The following is an 18,982-nucleotide window of genomic DNA, read 5'->3' as shown; positions in this document are numbered from 1 at the left end:
CTAAATACTATAACTGCTTACCTGAAAAGTGAAAGACCCAGGTAATAGCTCACATTCAACAAGCGCAGCTAACGGAAACGCATGACAGCCTGCTGCATGGTCGTCGCTACGAGCTTACCCTCCTGCGTATAAAAATGACCCCGCGCGAGACCCCTGCCGCCGCCGATACGGTCGGCTTCCACCGTATGCAATAACCATTCATCTGCACGGAAATCCTCATGAAACCACAGTGCGTGATCGAGGCTTGCCACCTGAAAACCAGCATCGGCGAAATGGCGGCCATGTACAATAAGACACACATCGATCAGGAAGGCGTCCGACATATATGCCAGCAGCGATTGATGCACACCACGGTCATCGGGCAGGCGACCAGTGGTTTTCATCCAGGCCTGCAACTTCGGATCGCGCGGCACGGGATTGTCCCAGTCCACCGGTTCCACCACACGTATGTCCAAGTCTTCTCCGGTGGTGATCATAAAACTCTCATCCAGCTTACCCGCCTCGAGGCTTAACTGACGCTCACTGGGCAGTGACTGCGGCGGGGGCACGTCGGGCATCGCAATCTGAAAATCATCACCCCGTGAAGGTACCTGAAATGACAGGGAGCTCACCAGTATGGGCTTATCGCCCTGCAGTGCCACCACGCGACGGGAGCTGAAACTGAGCCCATCCCTGGCGCGCTCTACCTCCAACGTGATAGGCCTGGCTGGATCCCCCGGGCGCAGGAAATAAGCGTGCTGAGAATGCAATACGCGGTCCTCAGGCACCGTGGCCACCGCAGACGCAATACACTGAGCCAGCACTTGCCCGCCATACACCCTGACAGCATCGGGGTGCATATTACCTGCGGTAAATAGGTCATTGTTCCCCCCTTCGGGGGATAACACGCGGAGTAGCTGCTCAAGCATAAATCGGCACTTTTGCTGACGGCGAGCCGCTATTATGCAGATTTGTGGAGTCATGCCAATCGCCATTGTTCGACTGCCCGTAGACCGGCACTGACTCACCCCCGCTATCTTTGCTATTGTGGAGGTTGCAAGACCCTCACTTCACAAGGAACCGGCATGAGTGGCAACCCATCGCCCGCCGCCCTGCGAGCCGCAGTGCGGTCTCAAGCGCACACAGGCAATACGTCCGGCCTCGCACCAGGATACGTACAGTGCAATATCGTAATTTTGCCCTGCGATTGGGCATATGACTTCCTGCGCTTTTGCCAACTCAATCCCAGACCCTGCCCACTGATCGGCATGAGTGAACCCGGCGATCCGCATCTGCCGGCGCTGGGTGACCTGGACATACGTACCGATGTGCCAGCCTACCGGGTGTTCGAGGACGGGCGACCAGTCGACGAGGTGCACTCCGTAGAGGCTCTCTGGCGAGACGATCTGGTCACTTTCGCACTGGGCTGCTCCTTTTCTTTTGAGGAGGCTCTACTGGCGGGCGGGCTGGAGGTTCGCAATATGTCCCAGAAGTGCAACGTACCGATGTACCGAAGCTCCGTTACCTGCGCCGCAGCTGGGCCTTTCCGCAGCCAGATGGTCGTCAGCATGCGGCCCTTCAGCGCGGCGGACGCCATTCGGGCCATACAGATCTGTACCCGCTTTCCCAGTGTCCACGGGGCACCAATTCACCTCGGAGACCCTCAATTAATCGGTATTGCCGATCTGCAAACACCTGATTACGGTGACGCGGTGTCGGTACACCCAACAGAGATCCCCCTTTTCTGGGCCTGCGGTGTCACGCCCCAGCTGGCGCTGGAAACGGCGCAGCCGCCCTTCGCCATTACCCACAGCCCTGGCTGCATGCTGGTGACTGACGTGCGCAACAGCGCACTGGCCGTACTCTAGGAGCGAACCGCGCATGCAACTCAATTGCGACCTCGGCGAGAGCGACGGTAACTGGCAGGATGGGCCGGAGTCGCAGGTCATGCCTTATATCGATCTGGCCAATATCGCCTGTGGCTACCATGCCGGTGACCCGGAGACCTTGCAACGCACACTGGCTCTTGCTGGCGAGCACAATGTAGCCGTCGGCGCACACCCCTCGTACGCTGATCGAGCCGGATTCGGACGGCGCAGCATGTCACTCCAGACCACTGAAATCATCGCCATGCTGCACTATCAGATCGGCGCACTGGAGGGTATGGCGCTCTGCCAGGGGCTAATGCTGTCATATATAAAACCGCACGGCGCTCTCTACCACGACATGATGGCATCACCCCGTGTGCGTGAAGCTGTTTTCGAAGCGGTAGCCAGCTACCACCGCGCACTACCCCTGATCATGCAGGCCACCGCGAGGGCAAATGCACACCGTAATGAAGCCCAGTCAGTCGGTATCAACCTGTGGTTTGAAGCCTTCGCAGATCGCCGCTATGCGGATGATGGCAGCCTGCTGCCCCGGGATAAATCTGGCGCAGTGCTGGACCAGCAGGCAACACTGGACCAGGCCACGCAATTATGTCGAGAGGGGACCGTCACCACGGCCAGTGGCGCCGCGCTGACAATCTCCGCAGATACCCTGTGTCTCCACGGCGACAACCCGGAGGCTGTGAACGCTATCGCCGCCCTGCACGCATTGATTCACAGCAGGTGATCGCACCGTGAAACTGCAGGTCGCAGGGGAAAACAGTCTAATACTCTATCTTGGGAAGGACGCCGATGAGGCGACCTCCGCCAGAGTGCAAGCGGCGGTTGCCACTATCGAAATGACGCTGGGCGACCGCTTATTGGATCTGGTGCCATCTTACGCCTCCATTCTCATCCTGTTCGACCTGCAAAGTGTCGATCATATGACGGTCATGAAAACGCTGCACAAGGCCCTCGCTGAGCCCACTACCCGCGCTGCAGGAAAGGGGCGCACCATTACCTTACCGGTCTACTACAGCAGGGAGACAGGCATCGACCTCGAACCACTGGCAGCGCGCGCAAGCCTTTCTGTAGAGCAAGTGATAGAACTGCACGCCAACACAGGCTACCGGGTCTTCGCCATTGGTTTCGCACCGGGATTTGCGTATCTCGGGCAAGTCGACCCGCGCATCGCGGCCCCGCGGCTGCGCACGCCGCGGCAACGCGTGCCGAGAGGATCCGTAGCCATCGCCGACCGGCAGACCGCCGTATACCCCTCGGAGTCGCCCGGTGGCTGGAACCTGGTGGGTCGATGTCCTGTCTCCCTGTTCAACCCCGCACAGGATCCCGCCATGCCCATTGCGGTCGGTGACGAAGTCTACTTTGAACCCATCAGTCGGGCGCAGTTCCTGTCTCTGGGCGGGGACCTCGGATGAGTATGCGAGTAACGCGTCCTGGTATATTGAGCCTGCTGCAGGATAGCGGTCGTCTCGGCCAGCATCGCCTGGGCTTGAGCAATGGCGGCCCACTGGACAGCGAGGCTTTCCACCTTTGTAACCGTTTACTGCAAAATCCGACTGGCAGCACCGCCATCGAAATCAGTGCGGGAGGTCTGCAGTTACTGTGCACCGCTGACACATGGATCTGCCTGACCGGAGCACCAATGCCCCTTTCGGTCAACGACACTGAGCACGATAACTGGACTGTACACCGCGTCCGAGAAGGTGATGCCATAACCGTGGGATTCTCCCGTGCCGGGGTACGCGCCTATCTCGGTGTGGCCGGTGGCTTTTCTATCGCACCCAGTTTCGGCAGCACCGCTACGGTGGTAAGGGAAGGCATTGGCGGATTGTGCGGTAAAGCGTTAAGTGCGGGCGATAGTCTTCCCTACCCCTTTCTGAAAGCGTGCAAATCACTGTTTTTGCCCGTGAGAGAGCGTCCCCGCTATTTAAATAGCCTGACAGTACGAGTCATTCCGGGCTATCAGCAGCGGACTTTCAACCGCATTGCAAAACGGCGCTTTTTTGGTGCGCCCTACACAGTATCGGAGCGCTGTGATCGCATGGGCTACCGAATGCAGGGACCCGCCATCAACTGCGCCATCGACGGTATCCTGTCGGAGGGCATTTGTCCGGGCGCCATCCAGGTGCCGCCCGATGGACAGCCTATCATCCTGCTAAACGATCGCCAGACGATCGGCGGCTACCCCAAGCTCGGCGCTGCACTCTCCACAGATGTTGCTCGCTTGACGCAGCTGACCGCGGGAGCCAAGGTGCATTTCGCCCCTATCACAACTCACACCGCCCGGCGTGCACTGAGATTATCAGCGCTGAGACTATTGAAGCTACCTCTCGAGGAACGGCGGGATTGAATTCACTGACCCTCAGTAAAGCGGTCGAGCACGCATTGGTCGAACGCAACCCCCGCAATATGGCGCTGGTGCAAACGGCACTGAAGCCAGGTTATTGTCAGCGCGCCGCTGCTTTTTTACGTGGCATCACCGGCACCGTAATCATCGGCACCGGATTCCCCATAAAAACCACCTTTGAAACCGACGGTCCAGCCGGCGCAATGACGCTTTATACGGCGCTTAAACAGCTCGGTGCCAAGCCAGTGATTGCCTGTAGCGCGCCTCTGTCAAACGCACTCGGCAAAGACTACGAGGTACTCGAACTGACCATCGGGAACACCGCGTCCGCGCGCGCAGAAGCCGCCCGGAACCTGAATTCACTGCAGCCCGAGGCCCTGGTCGCCATCGAGTGTCCCGGAGCTGCGGCTGACGGCCGCTATTACAATATGTATGGCCAGGATATTACGGCCCGATGCGCCCATTTCGACCCCTTCATCGCGCAGGCCGCCTGCCCCACGATCGCTATCGGAGACGGCGGCAACGAAATCGGCATGGGCAATGTCGGCCCCGTACTGGAACAACTGGATATCCGTAGGTCGGTTACGCCTTGCACCGAGCTAGTAGTAGCCGATGTCTCCAATTGGGGCGCGTACGCGCTTGTTGCCTTGCTGGGTCATTGGGCTCAGCGCGATCTGCTGAGCAGCACAGACACGGGGTCACTTTTACGCTTTCTGTGCCGTCACGGCGGGGCTGATGGCATTACGGGGGAAAACACAGCGACAGAGGATGGCCTCGACTCAAGTGAGGGCCAGCAGCTGGTCGATCAACTGCGGGCGCTGACAAATGTATAAGATCACTAAAGCTTACGGCATTTCTGTGGGAGAATAGCGCGTTATATGGAGACGGTTTACCTCAACGGCGACTACCTGCCCCTCGACGAAGCGAGCATCTCGCCGCTCGATCGCGGCTTCCTGTTCGGCGATGGCATCTACGAGGTCATCCCCTCATACGCGGGTCGATTGGTCGGCTTTATTCCCCACCTGCAGCGCATGCAGAACGGGCTGGATGCCATTGAAATCGACCTGCGGCTCGAACCCGAGGCATGGCGTGCTATCGCCGCGCGCCTGATTACATTAAACGGCGGCGGCAATCTGGCACTCTATCTTCATGTCAGCCGGGGTGCAGACAGCTCTCGTCATCACGCTTATCCTGACAACATTCAACCCACCATTTTCGCCTTCGCCTCTCCGATTGCGCCGCAAACACCAGCCGACAAAGACAAGGTAGCCCCCTACTCTGTGATCACCGCAGAGGATCTGCGCTGGCAGCGCTGCAATATCAAATCGACATCATTATTGGGTAATGTCCTCCACTATCAAAGCGGGCATGCTGCCGGATACAACGAGACCATTCTGTATAACCCCCGGGGTGAAATAACCGAAGCGGCGGCATGCAATGTATACGTCATCAAAAATGGCGTTGTCGCGACGCCTGAGCTGGACGAGCAAAAACTGCCAGGAGTGACGCGCCAGATATTGCTGGCAATCTTAGCCCGAGACGGCGGCATTCCCGTCGAAGAGCGTGTCATTACAATGGATGAGTTGCGCACTGCAGATGAAGTGTGGTTATCCAGCTCAAGCAAGGATATTGTTCCCGTTACACGTATTGACGATCGGCCGGTGGCGATGGGCCATATCGGCGACGTCTGGCTGGCGGCCCAGACCCTGTTCAGCGCTCATAAGTTCGAGTATTGATGGCCAGACCTAACCAGGCAACGCTGGATCTTGATGCGCTGCGTCACAACGTAGTGCTCACCAGGCAGCTGGCCCCAGATTCACGCCTAATGGCCGTGATTAAGGCCAATGCCTATGGCCACGGTATGACCGTCATCGGCAAGGCCTTGCAGCCACAGGTGGACGCGCTGGCAGTCGCCTGCATTGAAGAAGCGGTGGAACTCAGGGACGCCGGCATCACGGTACCCATCCTGTTACTGGAGGGCGTATTCGAGCCAGCTGAACTGGCTCTCGCGGCGCGCCTGCAACTGTGGCTTACCATTGCCAACGAACGGCAACTGGAGTGGCTCGAGCAGTCAACGCTCACGCAACCCGTCAGTTGCTGGTTGAAAATCGATACAGGCATGAATCGTAAGGGCGTGCCGACCGACCGAGCCATGGCTTGCCACCGAAGACTGCTCGAATGCGGCCAGGTTCGCGCAGATCCGGTGAGCTTCACGCATTTTGCCACCGCAGATGACCTCGACGCGCCTCTCACCCAACGACAGTTACAGCGATTCGATCAACTGACTGTTAGCGGGCCACGCAGTGCCGCAAATTCCGCAGGCGTACTGGCGTGGCCCAACTCACACTATGACTGGATCCGGCCCGGTTATATGCTTTATGGCCACTCGCCTATGCTGGAGACGCACCCCGCTGCGCAGGCGCTGCGCCCTGTAATGACACTCAGCTCCGCCGTTGTCGCCGTTCGTGATCTGGCAGCGGGCGAATCCGTCGGCTACGGCTGCACCTGGGTCGCGGCACGCCCTTCCAGGATCGCCACGGTGACGATCGGCTATGGTGATGGCTATCCGCGGAATGCGCCTAACGGCACGCCGGTGCTCATCAATGGCCAGCGCGCGCCATTAGCGGGGCGAGTGTCAATGGATATGATTACCGTGGATGTGACTGACCTGGAAGCAGTTCAAGCGGGTGATACGGTCATTCTGTGGGGGCAGACTCTGCCTCTGGCGGAAATCGCGAAGCGAGCTGACACCATTGGCTACGAGCTCACCACACGCATGCCCGCGCGCACACCGCGAATCATCGCCTGACCGCACTCAGCAAATACCCTAGACGCATGAACAAGGGCATTGCGACGGAACCTGCCTTGTCACTCGGTGTATCATGATACTGTCCTAACCAATGAAAATCAGCGTAGCGTGCACCATGATGCTTGCAAGCGGGAGACGACAGTGAGTCAGGCAGCGCCGGCAGATTTGCTCCACCACATCATCGAATACCAATCGGTACATCGGCCGACAAAGCCCGCGCTCTGGTGGGAAGGTCAAGCCAGCAGCTTTGCCGAATTACAAGGCGTTGTGACGCGCATCGCAGAACGACTGGCGGCAAACGGATCCATAGGTGATCGAATTGCCGTGTTGGGCTGGAATAGCCCCACATTTTTACATCTGATATACAGTGCGTCTGCCGCCGGAAAAATACTGGTGCCCCTGAACGCCAGACTCGCCCCGGCAGAACTTGCTCATCAACTGGAAGCCTCAGGCGCGCGCCTTCTTTTTTCCGACCAGTCGCTTTTGCAAACCTTGCAGGCGCATCCTGATTTTCCCACTAACCTACAGACGATCTGTCTGGATAGTGAGTTGGAAGCGTGGCTGCATTCGGCAAAAACAGCCACCCTGCCCAAGCCACTGGCGGATCAGCCCGCGTGGATCCTGTACACATCCGGCTCCACAGGCAGGCCCAAGGGTGCAGTATTGAGCCATCGATCACTCATGGCAGGTCTGGCCTCCGCCTCTCTGGCCCGCCCTGTTCAATCGGACGATCGCTATTACTACCCTTTTCCCTTGTTTCATGTCTCTGCTCACAACGTGGTTTTACAGCACCTGTACGGAGCATCTGTGGTACTGAGTCGCAGTTTTGATGCGGCCGACACAATCAAGGCGTGCCGCGACCTGCAAGTTACCTCGATGTCACTGGCGCCTACCATGATCGGGCTTTTACTGAACCACCCGACATTCAACGCAAATGACCTCAAGGGAGTGCGCACAATTGGCTACGGTGCATCGGCCATGCCGACTGACCTTTTGCAACGCCTTCTGTCAGAAACCCAGGTAGGACTTTGCCAAAGCTACGGGATGACAGAGCTGTCCGGCAGCGTCGCCTTTCTCACAGAAGCGGATCATCAACGGGCCGCGCTTGACACCCCTGCACTGCTGCAGTCCGTCGGTCGTCCACTGCCCACTGCCAAGATCCTACTGATCGATAACGATGGCGAGGAAAGCGCTGAAGGCGAGATAGTGGTAAAAGCGCAACAGTGCATGAGCGGTTATTGGAATGACCCAAAAGCCTCTGCTCTGGCAATCGAAGATGGCTGGCTGCGCACTGGCGACATCGGCCGCATCGATGACGCTGGCTACCTATACATAGTAGACCGCAAGAAAGACATGATTCTCAGCGGTGGAGAAAATATTGCCAGCCGAGAAATCGAAAATGTTCTGCGCCGTCACCCGGCGATAGCAGACTGCGCCGTCATCGGTCTACCCGAACCCAAATGGGGAGAGTGCGCCTGCGCGGTGCTGTGCCTGGCGACAGAGACCAGCGAGGACGAACTGATTGCCCACTGCAGAGCATCACTCGCCAAATTCAAGGTACCTAAACAATGGTTTCGGACTGACTGCTTACCCTTGAACGCAGCAGGAAAGGTCGATAAGCCGCTACTGCGGCAGCAATTAGAAAGGCCCATGGACACCGGCACACTCAGTTATCTCAGTTAATGCACTACAACAGACGCTTGCTCGTCACGACCTAGCTGCTGTCCTGAGAGTCGAGAAATTGGGAAAATTCAATTTCGTAAAGGCGGAATAAAACCAGTGCAACGGCGAAAATCAGCGGTCCGTAGATCAAACCGACAATACCGAACACCTGCAGTCCGCCAATCAGAGAAAAGAAAATCACCACGGTACTCATATCGGCTCCCTGCATAAGCAACGGCCGCAAAAAGTTATCAATCGAACCGACCACAACAACGCCCCAAACCAACATGAAAATTGCCATCTTCCATTCGCCGGTAAACATGAGGAAAATGACGGCAGGCAACCACACCAGTGCTGTACCGACCAGTGGTATGAGTGAGGTCAGGGCCATGACTGCGCCCCAAAATACACCGGGAAATCCCGCTATCCACAAGCCGAGACCGCCCACCACCCCTTGGGTAATTGCCGTGAGGAAAGTGCCGAGTAACGCCGATTTGCTTACTACCTTCACCTCCTTGAACAACGTTTCTTCCTGCGTGCGTGCGAGAGGCAGTGCGCGGTGCATAAATGACACCAGCTTAGCCTGATCGCGCAATACAAAGAACAACACAAACAGCAGCAGCATAAAGTTGAACACAAGACGCGTCATACTGCCCAGAATCGACGTAGATACGCCTGCGAACTGCTTGCCCATTACCGCCGCCACCGCAAGGGCCTTACTGCGGATGTTATTCGGGTCGAGTGAACCATCCGGCAACACGCGAGTGAGGCGGTCGTGGCTCTCGACCAGCCAGGGATGAGACAAAAACTGTTGTATGTTGTCCTGCGTCGCCCACTCTCTGACAATGACAGAATAATTGATGCCCTGCTTCAGAATGGCTCCAAGCAAAACCAGCGTCGGTATGAGAATGACAAGCATCAGCAGCACACAACTGATCACGGCCGCCGTGGACTGTCGGCCGCGCAGCATCTTAACCAGTCGCTGGTGCAGCGGGTGGGCCAGCAGACCGATCAGGATGGCAAGGATAATCGGCTCCAGGTAGGGCTTGAGCATCCCATAACAGGCGTATAGCGCTATCGCCAGAAAAACCAGGAGAATCACCCGCTGGGAACCAATATCATCGCGTTTGCTCATGGGGCCAACACCCTTCAGGCTGGTAATCGTAGAGCCAACATAGAGCTTTCTCAGCAAAAATCAACGCCGCACAAGCGCCCTCACACCCACTGCGATCACATAAAGGATAAAAACCTACTGGATTTGAACGGGCATACTGTTTTATGTTGTGCGGCGATAGTGGATAAGCGAGAGCGGCATGCAAGTGAACGACAACACACCAATACTCATCGGTGCTGGGCAACAGACGTGGCGAGAGACGGATACCAAACGCACGCCCGTCGATGCCCTGCAGGCGGCCTGCGCAGCAGCACTAGCCGACGCCGGCGGTGACACAGTCACTAACGCAGTCGATACCATAGGCACCGTGCGCTTTATTGCAGACGCCTCCCCCGGCGGCGGCGCTGTATTTCCACGCAATCCTGGAATCGAGCTGGCGACCCGATTGGGCATTACTGATCCAGCGCTGTTTCTGGGCTTCCTTGGAGGCAACTCACCCCAATACCTCGTCAATTATTTCGCTAATCAGCTAGCAGATGGACAACATGAGGTCGTGCTGCTGGCAGGTGCGGAACTGTTAGCCACTTTTTTCTCTGCGCTGCGCACAGGGGGTGACATCTCAGGATGGGCGGGAGATACACGGAGTGAGCCCACTGTCATCGGCCAAGAGAGAGAGGGCTGCACCGCCTTGGAAATCGCCCACGGCATGTTCGAACCCATCAATACCTATCCCCTCTTTGAAAATAGCTTGCGTCATCATCTGAACCTGAATCAAGCGGCGCACACCGGGCTAATCGCTGACCTTAGTAGCCGCATGAGCCAGGTGGCCGCTGACAATCCAATCGCCTGGCGCCAAGAGGCACGCACCGCAGAGCAGATACAAACGGTAGAAAAAAAGAATCGCTACATCGGCTTCCCCTACACGCGCGCCATGAACCCTGTACTGGAGGTCGATATGGCAGCCGCCGTCGTTATGACAACCGTCGGCAAAGCAAAAAAAATGGGGGTTGACCCCCAGCAGTGGGTTTACCTGCGTGGCGGTGCCGATGCAAATGACAGCTGGTATGTCAGCGAGCGTGCTTCCCTCCACGATTCTCCCGCCATAGCTGCCGCCTGGCACTCCGTGCGGGAGCAGTCCAGCATCAGCCTTGACGAAATCGGGCATTTCGACATCTATAGCTGCTTTCCCAGTGCGGTCCAGGTGTCCTGTCGGGCACTGGGTCTGTCACCACTCGACCCCAGAGAGGTTACGGTCACCGGCGGCTTGCCGTTTTTTGGCGGCCCAGGCAATAACTACTCGCTACACGCCATCTGCGAGATGATGTCAAAATTACGGCACTCTCGCGGGCACGGACTGGTCACCGCAAACGGCTATTATCTCACCAAACATTCACTGGGCCTTTACTCTGCAGAAGCACCCACGGAAGACTGGCAGATACTGGACAGCGCACCCTTGCAACACGCTCTCGACAGTCTACCACTCGTGCCAGTCGCCGCAGCGTATTGCGGCGAAGCGACCCTGGAAAGTTATACGGTGTGCTTTGACAGGGAGGGCCCAAAGCGAGGGCTTATTCTGGCAAGAAATAACGCCGGGGAGCGGATCGTTGCCAACACGGATCTTGCAGATAATACGCTCGAGCAATTAATGCAGTGTGACCCCATCGGACAAAAGGGCAGTATAAGCCAGCAAGACGGCATCAATCTCTTCGCCTTTTGACAACCCGAACGGGATTCGATCAGACAGAAAGGGGCTCTAGACGCGTTACGATCCGGACAGAGCCGGCCCACGGGAAAGATTTATCTTCCCGTCCTTCAGGGGAATGGTATCGCCGGGGTCATGATCCATTCTCACTGCGCCGAGCGTCTCGCCGATAAGATATTTGACGTCGTAGCCTACCGTGCGCTCAGCACTGTCGATCACCGTATTACATACACGCTCTGTGCTTTCATATGTATTATTCGTTTGAATCTTCTCGTGCGTCTTGTTACCCGCATAACCACCAACCGCAGCACCAGCAATTTTCGCCCCGGTATTTTTACCTCCACCACCCAGTGCATTGCCCAGAACACCGCCCGCTACTGCACCGATAACGGTGCCCGTAATCTGATGCTTATCCTTCACCGGCTTTTGTCGAGTAACAACTTCATCGCGGCATTCTTCCCGGGGATTTTTGACCGTTTCGATCACCGGGATCACAGATACGACACGGGCGTAATCGGGCCCACTCATGGAGCGATAACCCGCGACACCCGCCAGAGCAACGGCAATACCCACGCCAAAAATCATCACTGTCGACATCGAGTTGTTCATATATCTCCTCCTATTGCGAAGTTCTGTTCAGCTTGTAGACAACGATAAAGGCGAAAATGTTCTGCCAATACAATAAACATTTTCTTAGCGCAGTGACACCTCTGCCCGCAGTTTAAAATGGACATCGCTTCCGGCAGAGTCGACACGCCACGCGTAACATGCCCGTCATCAAAGAAACGGGAAGACAATACGCACCTGCGGATTTCTTGTCCACAATAAAGACTGCCCCTCGGGCGAGGGCCATCAAGTCTTACTGAGAGCCTCGCACTATAAAGACAGCAATTCCGGCAAAATTGCGGTGCACGCTACGATCAATCCGCGCAATTATTATACGGGTGGAGTAACATCATACGGCGTCAATAAACTGTCTATCGGAGTCACCGGGCACTGAAAAATGAAATTACTTAAATGGTTGCTTGGCATTATTTTTGCTCTGGTTCTTGTTCTGGGATCCACCGCACTGTGGCTACGTTACGAATTCCAACGGGTACAACACACACCGCTGGACGAGACCACATGGGACAAAGTATCTGTCGAATCCCTTGCGCGGGTTAATGAGGAGACGAATGCCTGCGATCAGTTATACCCCAACAAAAAAGCCTGGTTTGGCGATCTTCACGTTCACACGGCTGCTTCCTACGATGCCACCTCTTTTGGCGTCACTACCAGTGTCGATGAGGCATATGCTTTTGCCCGTGGCACACCGCTGCGCATCAAACTCATGCAAGATTCACCAGAAGACCAACCGCCGGCGCTGCAAATAAGAGCGCCGCTGGATTTTATGGCCGTCACAGATCATGCAGAATCACTGGGAGAGACTCGTCTTTGTTATACCGATGAGGCTGTCGCCTACGACACGCTGGTTTGTCGTCTCTATCGAGGTGACATCAGGATACCTGCCGAAGCACGGCTCCAATCTCTTTTTCGATTAGCCAGCTTTGCCATTTTCGGGCAGGACCGCTCCGCCCGTGTCTGCGGATACGATGGCGAGATATGCCGACGCACCGCTGAGTCCCTTTGGCGAGATAATCAACGCAGTACGGAGGCTTGGCACGACAGCAGCGTGGACTGTCAGTTCACAACTTTTCATGCCTATGAATATACGCTGGCAGAATCTGCCGCCAATCTGCATCGCAATGTCATATTTGGCACAAGTACCGTGCCGCAGTCACCTTTGAGCGCCAAGGATGCGCCCGAGCCGGAGGAGCTGCTCAAATGGCTGGACACTGTTTGCCTTTCCGGCAATGAAAACTGTGACGTTATCGCTATTCCTCACAACAGCAACTGGAGCAGCGGACGGATGTGGTTCCCCTACAGCAACCGCGATATACCAATCGAGGAACAACGAGCCCTGGCTCATCTACGTGCTAGAACTGAGCCACTGGCAGAAATTATGCAGATCAAAGGCGATTCCGAGTGTCGTAACAATATCGGCAGTGTGATCGGTCCAACTGACGATCTGTGTAATTTCGAAAAACTCAGACCCGCGAACGAGACAATCCCTGACTGCGGAGAAACGTTTGGCAGCGGCGGCATGATGCTAAAGGGATGCACCTCCCGCTACAGCTTCGTTCGCTATGCCCTGAGTGCTGGTCTGCGCGAGGAGCAAAGGCTCGGGGTCAACCCGTTCAAATTGGGAATTATCGCATCCACGGACACTCATATTGGCGCAAGCACCGCCGAGGCGGAAACCGATTACCGCGGCTCACATGGCAACGATCGCAACATACAGGACCGCCTGCTGAGTAAAGTTGAAGTGCCCGGAGACATTGCTACCGGCTCGCCAGTCCGTTTCAATCCCGGCGGCCTTGCTGGCATTTATGCTACGCAAAACACCCGCCGTGACTTGTTTAAGGCCATGCGTCGCCGCGAGACTTTCGGCACCAGCGGACCGCGAATCGCCCCAAGATTTTTCGCCGGATGGAACATGGATGCCGATCTCTGCACCAACAAAAACGTTGTCGAACTGGGCTATCGGCAAGGTGTGCCCATGGGATCAGACTTGCCCGTTGCTCCCGCTGACGCTCGGGGTGGCCCCGTGTTTGTGGCCAGCGCCTCCCGCGACCCCGCGGAAGACAGCAACCCATTGCAACGCATACAAATAATAAAAGGCTGGGTAGACCAACTGGGTAACACACACCAGGCGGTGTTTGATATTGCCGGCGCGGAGCCAGGGGCGGCGCAGGTGGACCGCAATACCTGTAAGGTTTCAGGTCGCGGGTTTTCGGAATTGTGTGGCGTTTGGCAGGATCCGGAATTCGATCCGAAACTGCCTGCCGTGTACTATACACGGGTTCTTGAAAATCCAACCTGCCGCTGGAGCCATGTCGCCTGCCTCAGCCTGCCAGAGGCAGAAAGGCCAGCCAGTTGCTCTGACCCGGAACTGCCCTGGCAAATACAGGAGCGTGCCTGGACATCACCGGTCTGGTATCACCCCACCCCGTAACACGTGATCGCGCGCGGCAATATCGTTAAGGAAGTCCAATAGAATTGTATTTACCTGCGATGATGCTTCCAGTTGCACCATATGTCCGGCACCCGGAATCATGCGCACATCGCGCAAGCTTGGGAAGATTGCGCGCATCAAACCAATGGGATCATCACCGTGAAAACCCTCCAGATCGACATCGTGCTCACTGCCAAGGAAGTAAGCGGGAACGCCACTCTGTGTGCCTTCGAACGGTTTCCGCTGCGCCCATTTAAGATCAAAAGATCGATACCAGTTAAGTCCACCGGTAAAACCAGTGCGACTGTACTCAGACACAAAATATTCAAACTCCGAGTCTGACAGCCAACTCCAGGGCAGTGCCGGAGGCTCCGCCATGGCGTCTATATAGCTAGTACCGGGTGGATGCTTGAAACAATCGAAGTAGTTGCCTGCGCCGCTGAGCGTATGAAATACCTTATGTAAAAAGCGTCGGGGCTGATTCGCCAATTCGTTGTCCGCACGCGGGGGAACGCGGAAATACTCTATGTGTATAAAATGGGCCTCACCCATTCTCCGATATTCCGTCAGCGGCGACTCATCAGGATTGTGGGGGGCAGCCGGATTTTCGAGACCTATCACGGCGATCACCCGCTCCGGGTGCCGCAGTGCCAGGTCGTAAATGGCGAACGCGCCGAAATCGAGACCCGCAAAGACCGCACGCTCAATGCCCGCATGATCCAGCAGGCCCAGTAAGTCACCCGTGATGTGCTCGATATCGTAGGCTTGCGGTTCCGCAGGCGCTTCGGTCTGCCCCATGCCCCGCATGTCGGGCGCAATAACCCGGTAGCCCGCGTCTGCCAGCGCGCTGATCTGACGATGCCAGCTGAACCACAGATGCGGAAACCCATGGCATAGCACCACCGGTATTCCCTCCCCCTGCTCTACGTAATGCATGTCTATGCCATTAATTCTGGCGTGCCGATGATACCAATTCACGTGTTTCTCCCACCCATAAAAAAGGCCACGCGTGGTGGCCTTAGACGCATCACAACCGGAGTTACTACAGATTGTACCCGCGCTCATCATGCAGCACGAGATCGAGGCCCTGATTCTCTTCTTCGGAATCCACCCGGAGAGAAACGACCATATCAACCAGTTTGAGCAGGATGTAGCTCGCAATGCCAGTGTAAACGAACGTAGCAACAACCCCTGTAGCCTGGATGTAAAGCTGCCCCCCTATGCTGGTGGCATCACCGGTAAAACCATTGCCGCTGAATACGCCCAGATTGGTGGCACAAAACACCCCAGCCAGAAGGGTACCGAGAATTCCGCCGACGCCGTGAACGGGGAAGACATCGAGGCTGTCGTCGATCTTGAAGGTATTCTTGATCAGCTGGGTGGCGAAGTAACAGACCACACCGGCGGTTAGTCCGATCACTACCGCTCCAGCGGGTCCTACCGAACCCGACGCCGGGGTGATGGTACCGAGACCAGCAACCATACCGGTAACGATACCCAGCACCGAAGGCTTACCATGGCGAATCCATTCCATGGCCATCCACGCGAGCGAGCCACAAGCCGCTGACAAGTGCGTCACCAGCATGGCCATAGCGGCCGTGTTATCCGCCGCCAACGCTGAACCCGCGTTAAAGCCAAACCAACCCACCCAGAGCATTCCTGCGCCAACAACCGTTATGGTCAGGTTATGGGGAGGCAAAGGCGTAGTCCCGAAACCCTTTCGAGGACCTATAACCAACGCTGTGACCAGCGCCGCCACGCCCGCAGTGATGTGGACCACGGTACCACCGGCAAAATCCTGTAAGCCCATATCGCCCAGCCAGCCACCACCCCACACCCAGTGGCAAACCGGCGCATAAACCAGAATCAACCAAAGGGAGGAAAACAGCAGCATCGCGGAGAAACGCATACGCTCGGCGAAGGCACCTACGATCAGCGCTGGCGTGATTACAGCAAACGTCATTTGAAACGTCGCAAATAGGGTAGAGGGTATCGCCCCATTCATCGAATCCATGCTCATGGCTGCAAAAAATACATTGCCAAAGTCTCCGATAAACGGTCCTTGCTCCACGCCGTCACTACCAAACGCGATAGTGTAACCAATGGCAAACCACAGCAGAGACATCAGGCAGGTCAACGCAAAACATTGCATGAGTAGCGAAAGTACGTTCTTGACACGCACCAGACCTGCATAAAACAGGGAAAGGCCCGGAATGGTCATGAATAGAACCAGAGCGGTGGAGGTCAAAATCCACGCGGTGTCAGCGCCATTGAGCTCATCAGCATTAGCACCGCCAGACGCCAGCAAGGTCGTCAATAACAATCCAAAGGCATAAGAGTGTCTAATTAATCTGGCCATGATTACAGCGCCTCCTCACCGGTCTCGCCGGTGCGTATGCGAATACTCTGCTCCAGCGGCGTTACAAAAATCTTGCCGTCGCCGATCTTTCCGGTATTGGCAGAGGAACAAATCGCCTCTATCGCCGCATCAACCTGCTCGTCTCCAAGACCCAGACTGATCTTGATTTTAGGTTGAAATTCAACGACATATTCAGCGCCACGGTAGAGTTCGGTATGGCCTTTCTGCCTGCCGTAACCCTTGACTTCTTCTACCGTCATTCCGGTTATACCAATCTGATGCAACGCATCACGGACATCATCAAGCTTGAACGGCTTAATGATCGCAGTCATCATTTTCATGTGGTTTCCTCTCTTCATTTTGCCCAATTTTGGTGCACATAGGGGTATGTTCAGGGCGCTCAGGATTGGTTTTATCCGCCATGACGATAGGGAACGCGCATCCTGACATAATCCAGCGCAAAGGTTAACAGTCACACGTTCTTAATCAGAAAAACCGCGTTATCGTGGCCCTGTGGTGGCCACGCATAATACGCCCCACGCAGCGGGATTCGAAAATGCGTTTCTTCGCAGTGATGCTCGACCAGAAATAGAGAGGGTGCAATGACCCGACCGGCATGCTATGAATACGCCTCTGTCGAAACCAACAATGGAATGTGCGCATGATCCGCTCGCTTTTTCATGCCCTGCTGGCCAGCGCCCTACTGCTCTTCGCTGTTCTTTCAGTCGCCGATAACAAACCGACACGCAACGTGATTCTCATCATCGGAGACGGCATGGATGAGCAACAAATCACCATTGCCCGTAACTATCTCGCAGGATCAAGCGGCCAGCTACTATTGGATACAATGCCACTGCGCGCGCAGGTCCAGGTGCTCGCCATCGAAGACCAGGTTGATGGCAAACCTGTCTATGTTTCAGATTCTGCCAATACCGCTACCGCTATGGCGACTGGCGTGGTCACCAGTCGGGGTCGCATCGCAACCGCCGCTGGCACCAACACGCCCTTGATGACCCTTGTTGAGCTCGCTGATGAAGCGGGCTTGCGCTCTGGGTTAGTCACCACAGCGAGAGTGACCGACGCAACGCCTGCCGCCTTCGCTGTACACATGAGCTCACGTCGCTGCGAGGACCCGGATACCATGGTCGATGTTTCTATTTACGGCTTCGAAATCGCCGATTGTTCGGCGGAACTTAAAGCCAACGGCGGCAGCGGCTCCATCTCTGAACAATTGATCGAATCTCCCCTGGACCTGCTTCTGGGCGGCGGTCGCCAACGTTTTGAAGCGACCGCCGAAGGCGAAGAGATCACGGTGGAAGCGCTTGCGGTGGACAACGGATTTGTAGTCGTCACGCGGCCACAAGAGCTGCTACAGGAAAAACCGGGCGAAAAGCTGCTCGGCCTGTTCGCACAAGGCAATCTGCCGGTCCGACTAAGGGGAGAGAATGGACGGGAGGCAGAGGCTCCGGTGCGCAGTTGGTTGAACTACCTGAACGATTATCTCGGGAGCGCCCGGTTACCCGACCCTATGAACTGCGAACCCAATCCGGATTTCGATGGTACACCGACCCTTGCCCAGATGACTGAGGCTGCTCTCACTCATCTCAGTCACGATAACGACAAAGGCTTTTTCCTCATGGTGGAATCTGCATCCATCGATAAACAGGCACATGAACGAAAGCCCTGCGGTTCCATCGGTGAGATGGCACAACTGGAAGAGGCACTAGCCCTGGCATTGCGCTTTGCGTCGAGGAATCCCAACACGCTGATCATAGTCACTTCGGATCACTCCCAGGTGGCCCAACTGGTACCCGACCAAAGCCTGTTCGCCGACTATCCTGTGCCCGTTTTTACACCGGGAAAGATAGCGAGGATCAAGACACCAGAAGGTTCACTCATGGCAGTAAACTACGCCACTAACGACTTTATAATGGGAGAACACACCGGAGCGGCGGTACCGCTTTTCAGCAATACCGAGGGGCTCGGACGCATCTCACCTTTCCTGCAGCAACCAGATATTTTTCGGATTATCCGCGGATATCTTAACTTGTAATCGACGCACCGGTGAG

The 18,982-nt window shown here is 56.2% G+C and carries 17 protein-coding genes; 11 read left to right on the top strand and 6 right to left on the bottom strand.

The window, feature by feature from the left end:
• Positions 1-68: 68 nt before the first annotated feature.
• Positions 69-908 carry an acyl-CoA thioesterase gene (locus EYC82_RS01825; protein ID WP_279247848.1) on the bottom strand — a complete coding sequence of 280 codons (840 nt, stop codon included), beginning with the start codon at positions 906-908 and terminating at the stop codon, positions 69-71.
• A 156-nt stretch (positions 909-1,064) separates the two neighbouring features.
• On the opposite strand from EYC82_RS01825, the gene EYC82_RS01820 reads away from it, so the two are divergent.
• The 8 genes from EYC82_RS01820 to EYC82_RS01785 all read left to right on the top strand — a co-directional run bounded on the left by EYC82_RS01820 (position 1,065) and on the right by EYC82_RS01785 (position 8,704).
• Complete coding sequence (locus tag EYC82_RS01820; protein ID WP_279247847.1) at positions 1,065-1,847, top strand: putative hydro-lyase; 783 nt, start codon at positions 1,065-1,067, stop codon at positions 1,845-1,847.
• 13 nt (positions 1,848-1,860) lie between these two features.
• A complete protein-coding gene (locus EYC82_RS01815) occupies positions 1,861-2,592 on the top strand; it encodes a 5-oxoprolinase subunit PxpA (RefSeq protein WP_279247846.1) in 732 nt (243 codons plus the stop codon).
• Between the two features lie 7 nt (positions 2,593-2,599).
• Positions 2,600-3,280 carry a 5-oxoprolinase subunit PxpB gene (gene pxpB / locus EYC82_RS01810; RefSeq protein WP_279247845.1) on the top strand — a complete coding sequence of 227 codons (681 nt, stop codon included), beginning with the start codon at positions 2,600-2,602 and terminating at the stop codon, positions 3,278-3,280.
• Complete coding sequence (locus EYC82_RS01805; RefSeq protein ID WP_279247844.1) at positions 3,277-4,215, top strand: 5-oxoprolinase subunit C family protein; 939 nt, start codon at positions 3,277-3,279, stop codon at positions 4,213-4,215. The genes pxpB and EYC82_RS01805 overlap by 4 nt, the downstream gene beginning before the upstream one ends.
• Positions 4,212-5,045: a glutamate cyclase domain-containing protein gene (locus EYC82_RS01800; RefSeq protein WP_279247843.1), complete on the top strand. Its 834-nt coding sequence runs from the start codon at positions 4,212-4,214 to the stop codon at positions 5,043-5,045. Before EYC82_RS01805 ends, EYC82_RS01800 begins: the two co-directional genes overlap by 4 nt.
• Positions 5,046-5,090: 45 nt before the next feature.
• Positions 5,091-5,948, top strand: coding sequence for an aminotransferase class IV (locus EYC82_RS01795; protein ID WP_279247842.1), 858 nt, complete (start codon positions 5,091-5,093; stop codon positions 5,946-5,948).
• The gene (gene alr / locus EYC82_RS01790) at positions 5,948-7,021 is read left to right on the top strand and encodes an alanine racemase (protein WP_279247841.1); all 1,074 of its coding nucleotides are present in this window, start codon (positions 5,948-5,950) and stop codon (positions 7,019-7,021) included. Before EYC82_RS01795 ends, alr begins: the two co-directional genes overlap by 1 nt.
• 141 nt (positions 7,022-7,162) lie before the next feature.
• The gene (locus tag EYC82_RS01785) at positions 7,163-8,704 is read left to right on the top strand and encodes an AMP-binding protein (protein WP_279247840.1); all 1,542 of its coding nucleotides are present in this window, start codon (positions 7,163-7,165) and stop codon (positions 8,702-8,704) included.
• 31 nt (positions 8,705-8,735) lie between these two features.
• On the opposite strand, the gene EYC82_RS01780 is transcribed toward EYC82_RS01785, so the two are convergent.
• Positions 8,736-9,818, bottom strand: a complete 1,083-nt coding sequence (locus EYC82_RS01780) for an AI-2E family transporter (RefSeq protein ID WP_279247839.1) — start codon at positions 9,816-9,818, stop codon at positions 8,736-8,738.
• A gap of 178 nt (positions 9,819-9,996) precedes the next feature.
• Here EYC82_RS01780 and EYC82_RS01775 point away from each other — a divergent pair, with 178 nt between their 5' ends.
• Complete coding sequence (locus tag EYC82_RS01775; protein ID WP_279247838.1) at positions 9,997-11,514, top strand: acetyl-CoA acetyltransferase; 1,518 nt, start codon at positions 9,997-9,999, stop codon at positions 11,512-11,514.
• A gap of 45 nt (positions 11,515-11,559) precedes the next feature.
• Here the strand turns inward: EYC82_RS01775 and EYC82_RS01770 are convergent, their stop codons facing one another.
• On the bottom strand, positions 11,560-12,108 hold the full coding sequence (locus tag EYC82_RS01770; RefSeq protein WP_279247837.1) for a glycine zipper 2TM domain-containing protein: 549 nt from the start codon (positions 12,106-12,108) through the stop codon (positions 11,560-11,562).
• Positions 12,109-12,502: 394 nt separating this feature from the next.
• On the opposite strand from EYC82_RS01770, the gene EYC82_RS01765 reads away from it, so the two are divergent.
• A complete protein-coding gene (locus EYC82_RS01765) occupies positions 12,503-14,554 on the top strand; it encodes a DUF3604 domain-containing protein (protein WP_279247836.1) in 2,052 nt (683 codons plus the stop codon).
• Here the strand turns inward: EYC82_RS01765 and EYC82_RS01760 are convergent.
• The 3 genes from EYC82_RS01760 to EYC82_RS01750 form a co-directional block, all read right to left on the bottom strand.
• Entirely contained in the window at positions 14,525-15,532 is a 1,008-nt protein-coding gene (locus EYC82_RS01760; protein ID WP_279247835.1) for an alpha/beta fold hydrolase, read from the bottom strand. The genes EYC82_RS01765 and EYC82_RS01760 overlap by 30 nt on opposite strands.
• A gap of 64 nt (positions 15,533-15,596) precedes the next feature.
• Entirely contained in the window at positions 15,597-16,913 is a 1,317-nt protein-coding gene (locus tag EYC82_RS01755) for an ammonium transporter (protein ID WP_279247834.1), read from the bottom strand.
• A 2-nt stretch (positions 16,914-16,915) separates the two neighbouring features.
• Positions 16,916-17,254, bottom strand: coding sequence for a P-II family nitrogen regulator (locus EYC82_RS01750; RefSeq protein ID WP_279247833.1), 339 nt, complete (start codon positions 17,252-17,254; stop codon positions 16,916-16,918).
• A 320-nt stretch (positions 17,255-17,574) separates the two neighbouring features.
• On the opposite strand from EYC82_RS01750, the gene EYC82_RS01745 reads away from it, so the two are divergent.
• On the top strand, positions 17,575-18,966 hold the full coding sequence (locus tag EYC82_RS01745; RefSeq protein ID WP_279247832.1) for an alkaline phosphatase: 1,392 nt from the start codon (positions 17,575-17,577) through the stop codon (positions 18,964-18,966).
• Positions 18,967-18,982 lie beyond the last annotated feature (16 nt).

This window comes from Candidatus Marimicrobium litorale, assembly GCF_026262645.1.
Classification (GTDB): Bacteria; Pseudomonadota; Gammaproteobacteria; order Pseudomonadales; family Halieaceae; genus Marimicrobium; species Marimicrobium litorale.
Note: the sequence above shows the minus strand (reverse complement) of the source record. Positions and strands in the feature narration are given on the sequence as shown.

Excerpts from the sequence above, each read along its gene's own strand:
- EYC82_RS01825 (WP_279247848.1), bottom strand. The coding sequence starts at position 908 with ATGCTTGAGCAGCTACTCCGCGTGTTATCCCCCGAAGGGGGGAACAAT.
- EYC82_RS01820 (WP_279247847.1), top strand. The coding sequence starts at position 1,065 with ATGAGTGGCAACCCATCGCCCGCCGCCCTGCGAGCCGCAGTGCGGTCT.
- EYC82_RS01815 (WP_279247846.1), top strand. The coding sequence starts at position 1,861 with ATGCAACTCAATTGCGACCTCGGCGAGAGCGACGGTAACTGGCAGGAT.
- EYC82_RS01805 (WP_279247844.1), top strand. The coding sequence starts at position 3,277 with ATGAGTATGCGAGTAACGCGTCCTGGTATATTGAGCCTGCTGCAGGAT.
- EYC82_RS01795 (WP_279247842.1), top strand. The coding sequence starts at position 5,091 with ATGGAGACGGTTTACCTCAACGGCGACTACCTGCCCCTCGACGAAGCG.
- alr (WP_279247841.1), top strand. The coding sequence starts at position 5,948 with ATGGCCAGACCTAACCAGGCAACGCTGGATCTTGATGCGCTGCGTCAC.
- EYC82_RS01780 (WP_279247839.1), bottom strand. The coding sequence starts at position 9,818 with ATGAGCAAACGCGATGATATTGGTTCCCAGCGGGTGATTCTCCTGGTT.
- EYC82_RS01775 (WP_279247838.1), top strand. The coding sequence starts at position 9,997 with ATGCAAGTGAACGACAACACACCAATACTCATCGGTGCTGGGCAACAG.
- EYC82_RS01770 (WP_279247837.1), bottom strand. The coding sequence starts at position 12,108 with ATGAACAACTCGATGTCGACAGTGATGATTTTTGGCGTGGGTATTGCC.
- EYC82_RS01765 (WP_279247836.1), top strand. The coding sequence starts at position 12,503 with ATGAAATTACTTAAATGGTTGCTTGGCATTATTTTTGCTCTGGTTCTT.
- EYC82_RS01755 (WP_279247834.1), bottom strand. The coding sequence starts at position 16,913 with ATGGCCAGATTAATTAGACACTCTTATGCCTTTGGATTGTTATTGACG.
- EYC82_RS01750 (WP_279247833.1), bottom strand. The coding sequence starts at position 17,254 with ATGAAAATGATGACTGCGATCATTAAGCCGTTCAAGCTTGATGATGTC.
- EYC82_RS01745 (WP_279247832.1), top strand. The coding sequence starts at position 17,575 with ATGATCCGCTCGCTTTTTCATGCCCTGCTGGCCAGCGCCCTACTGCTC.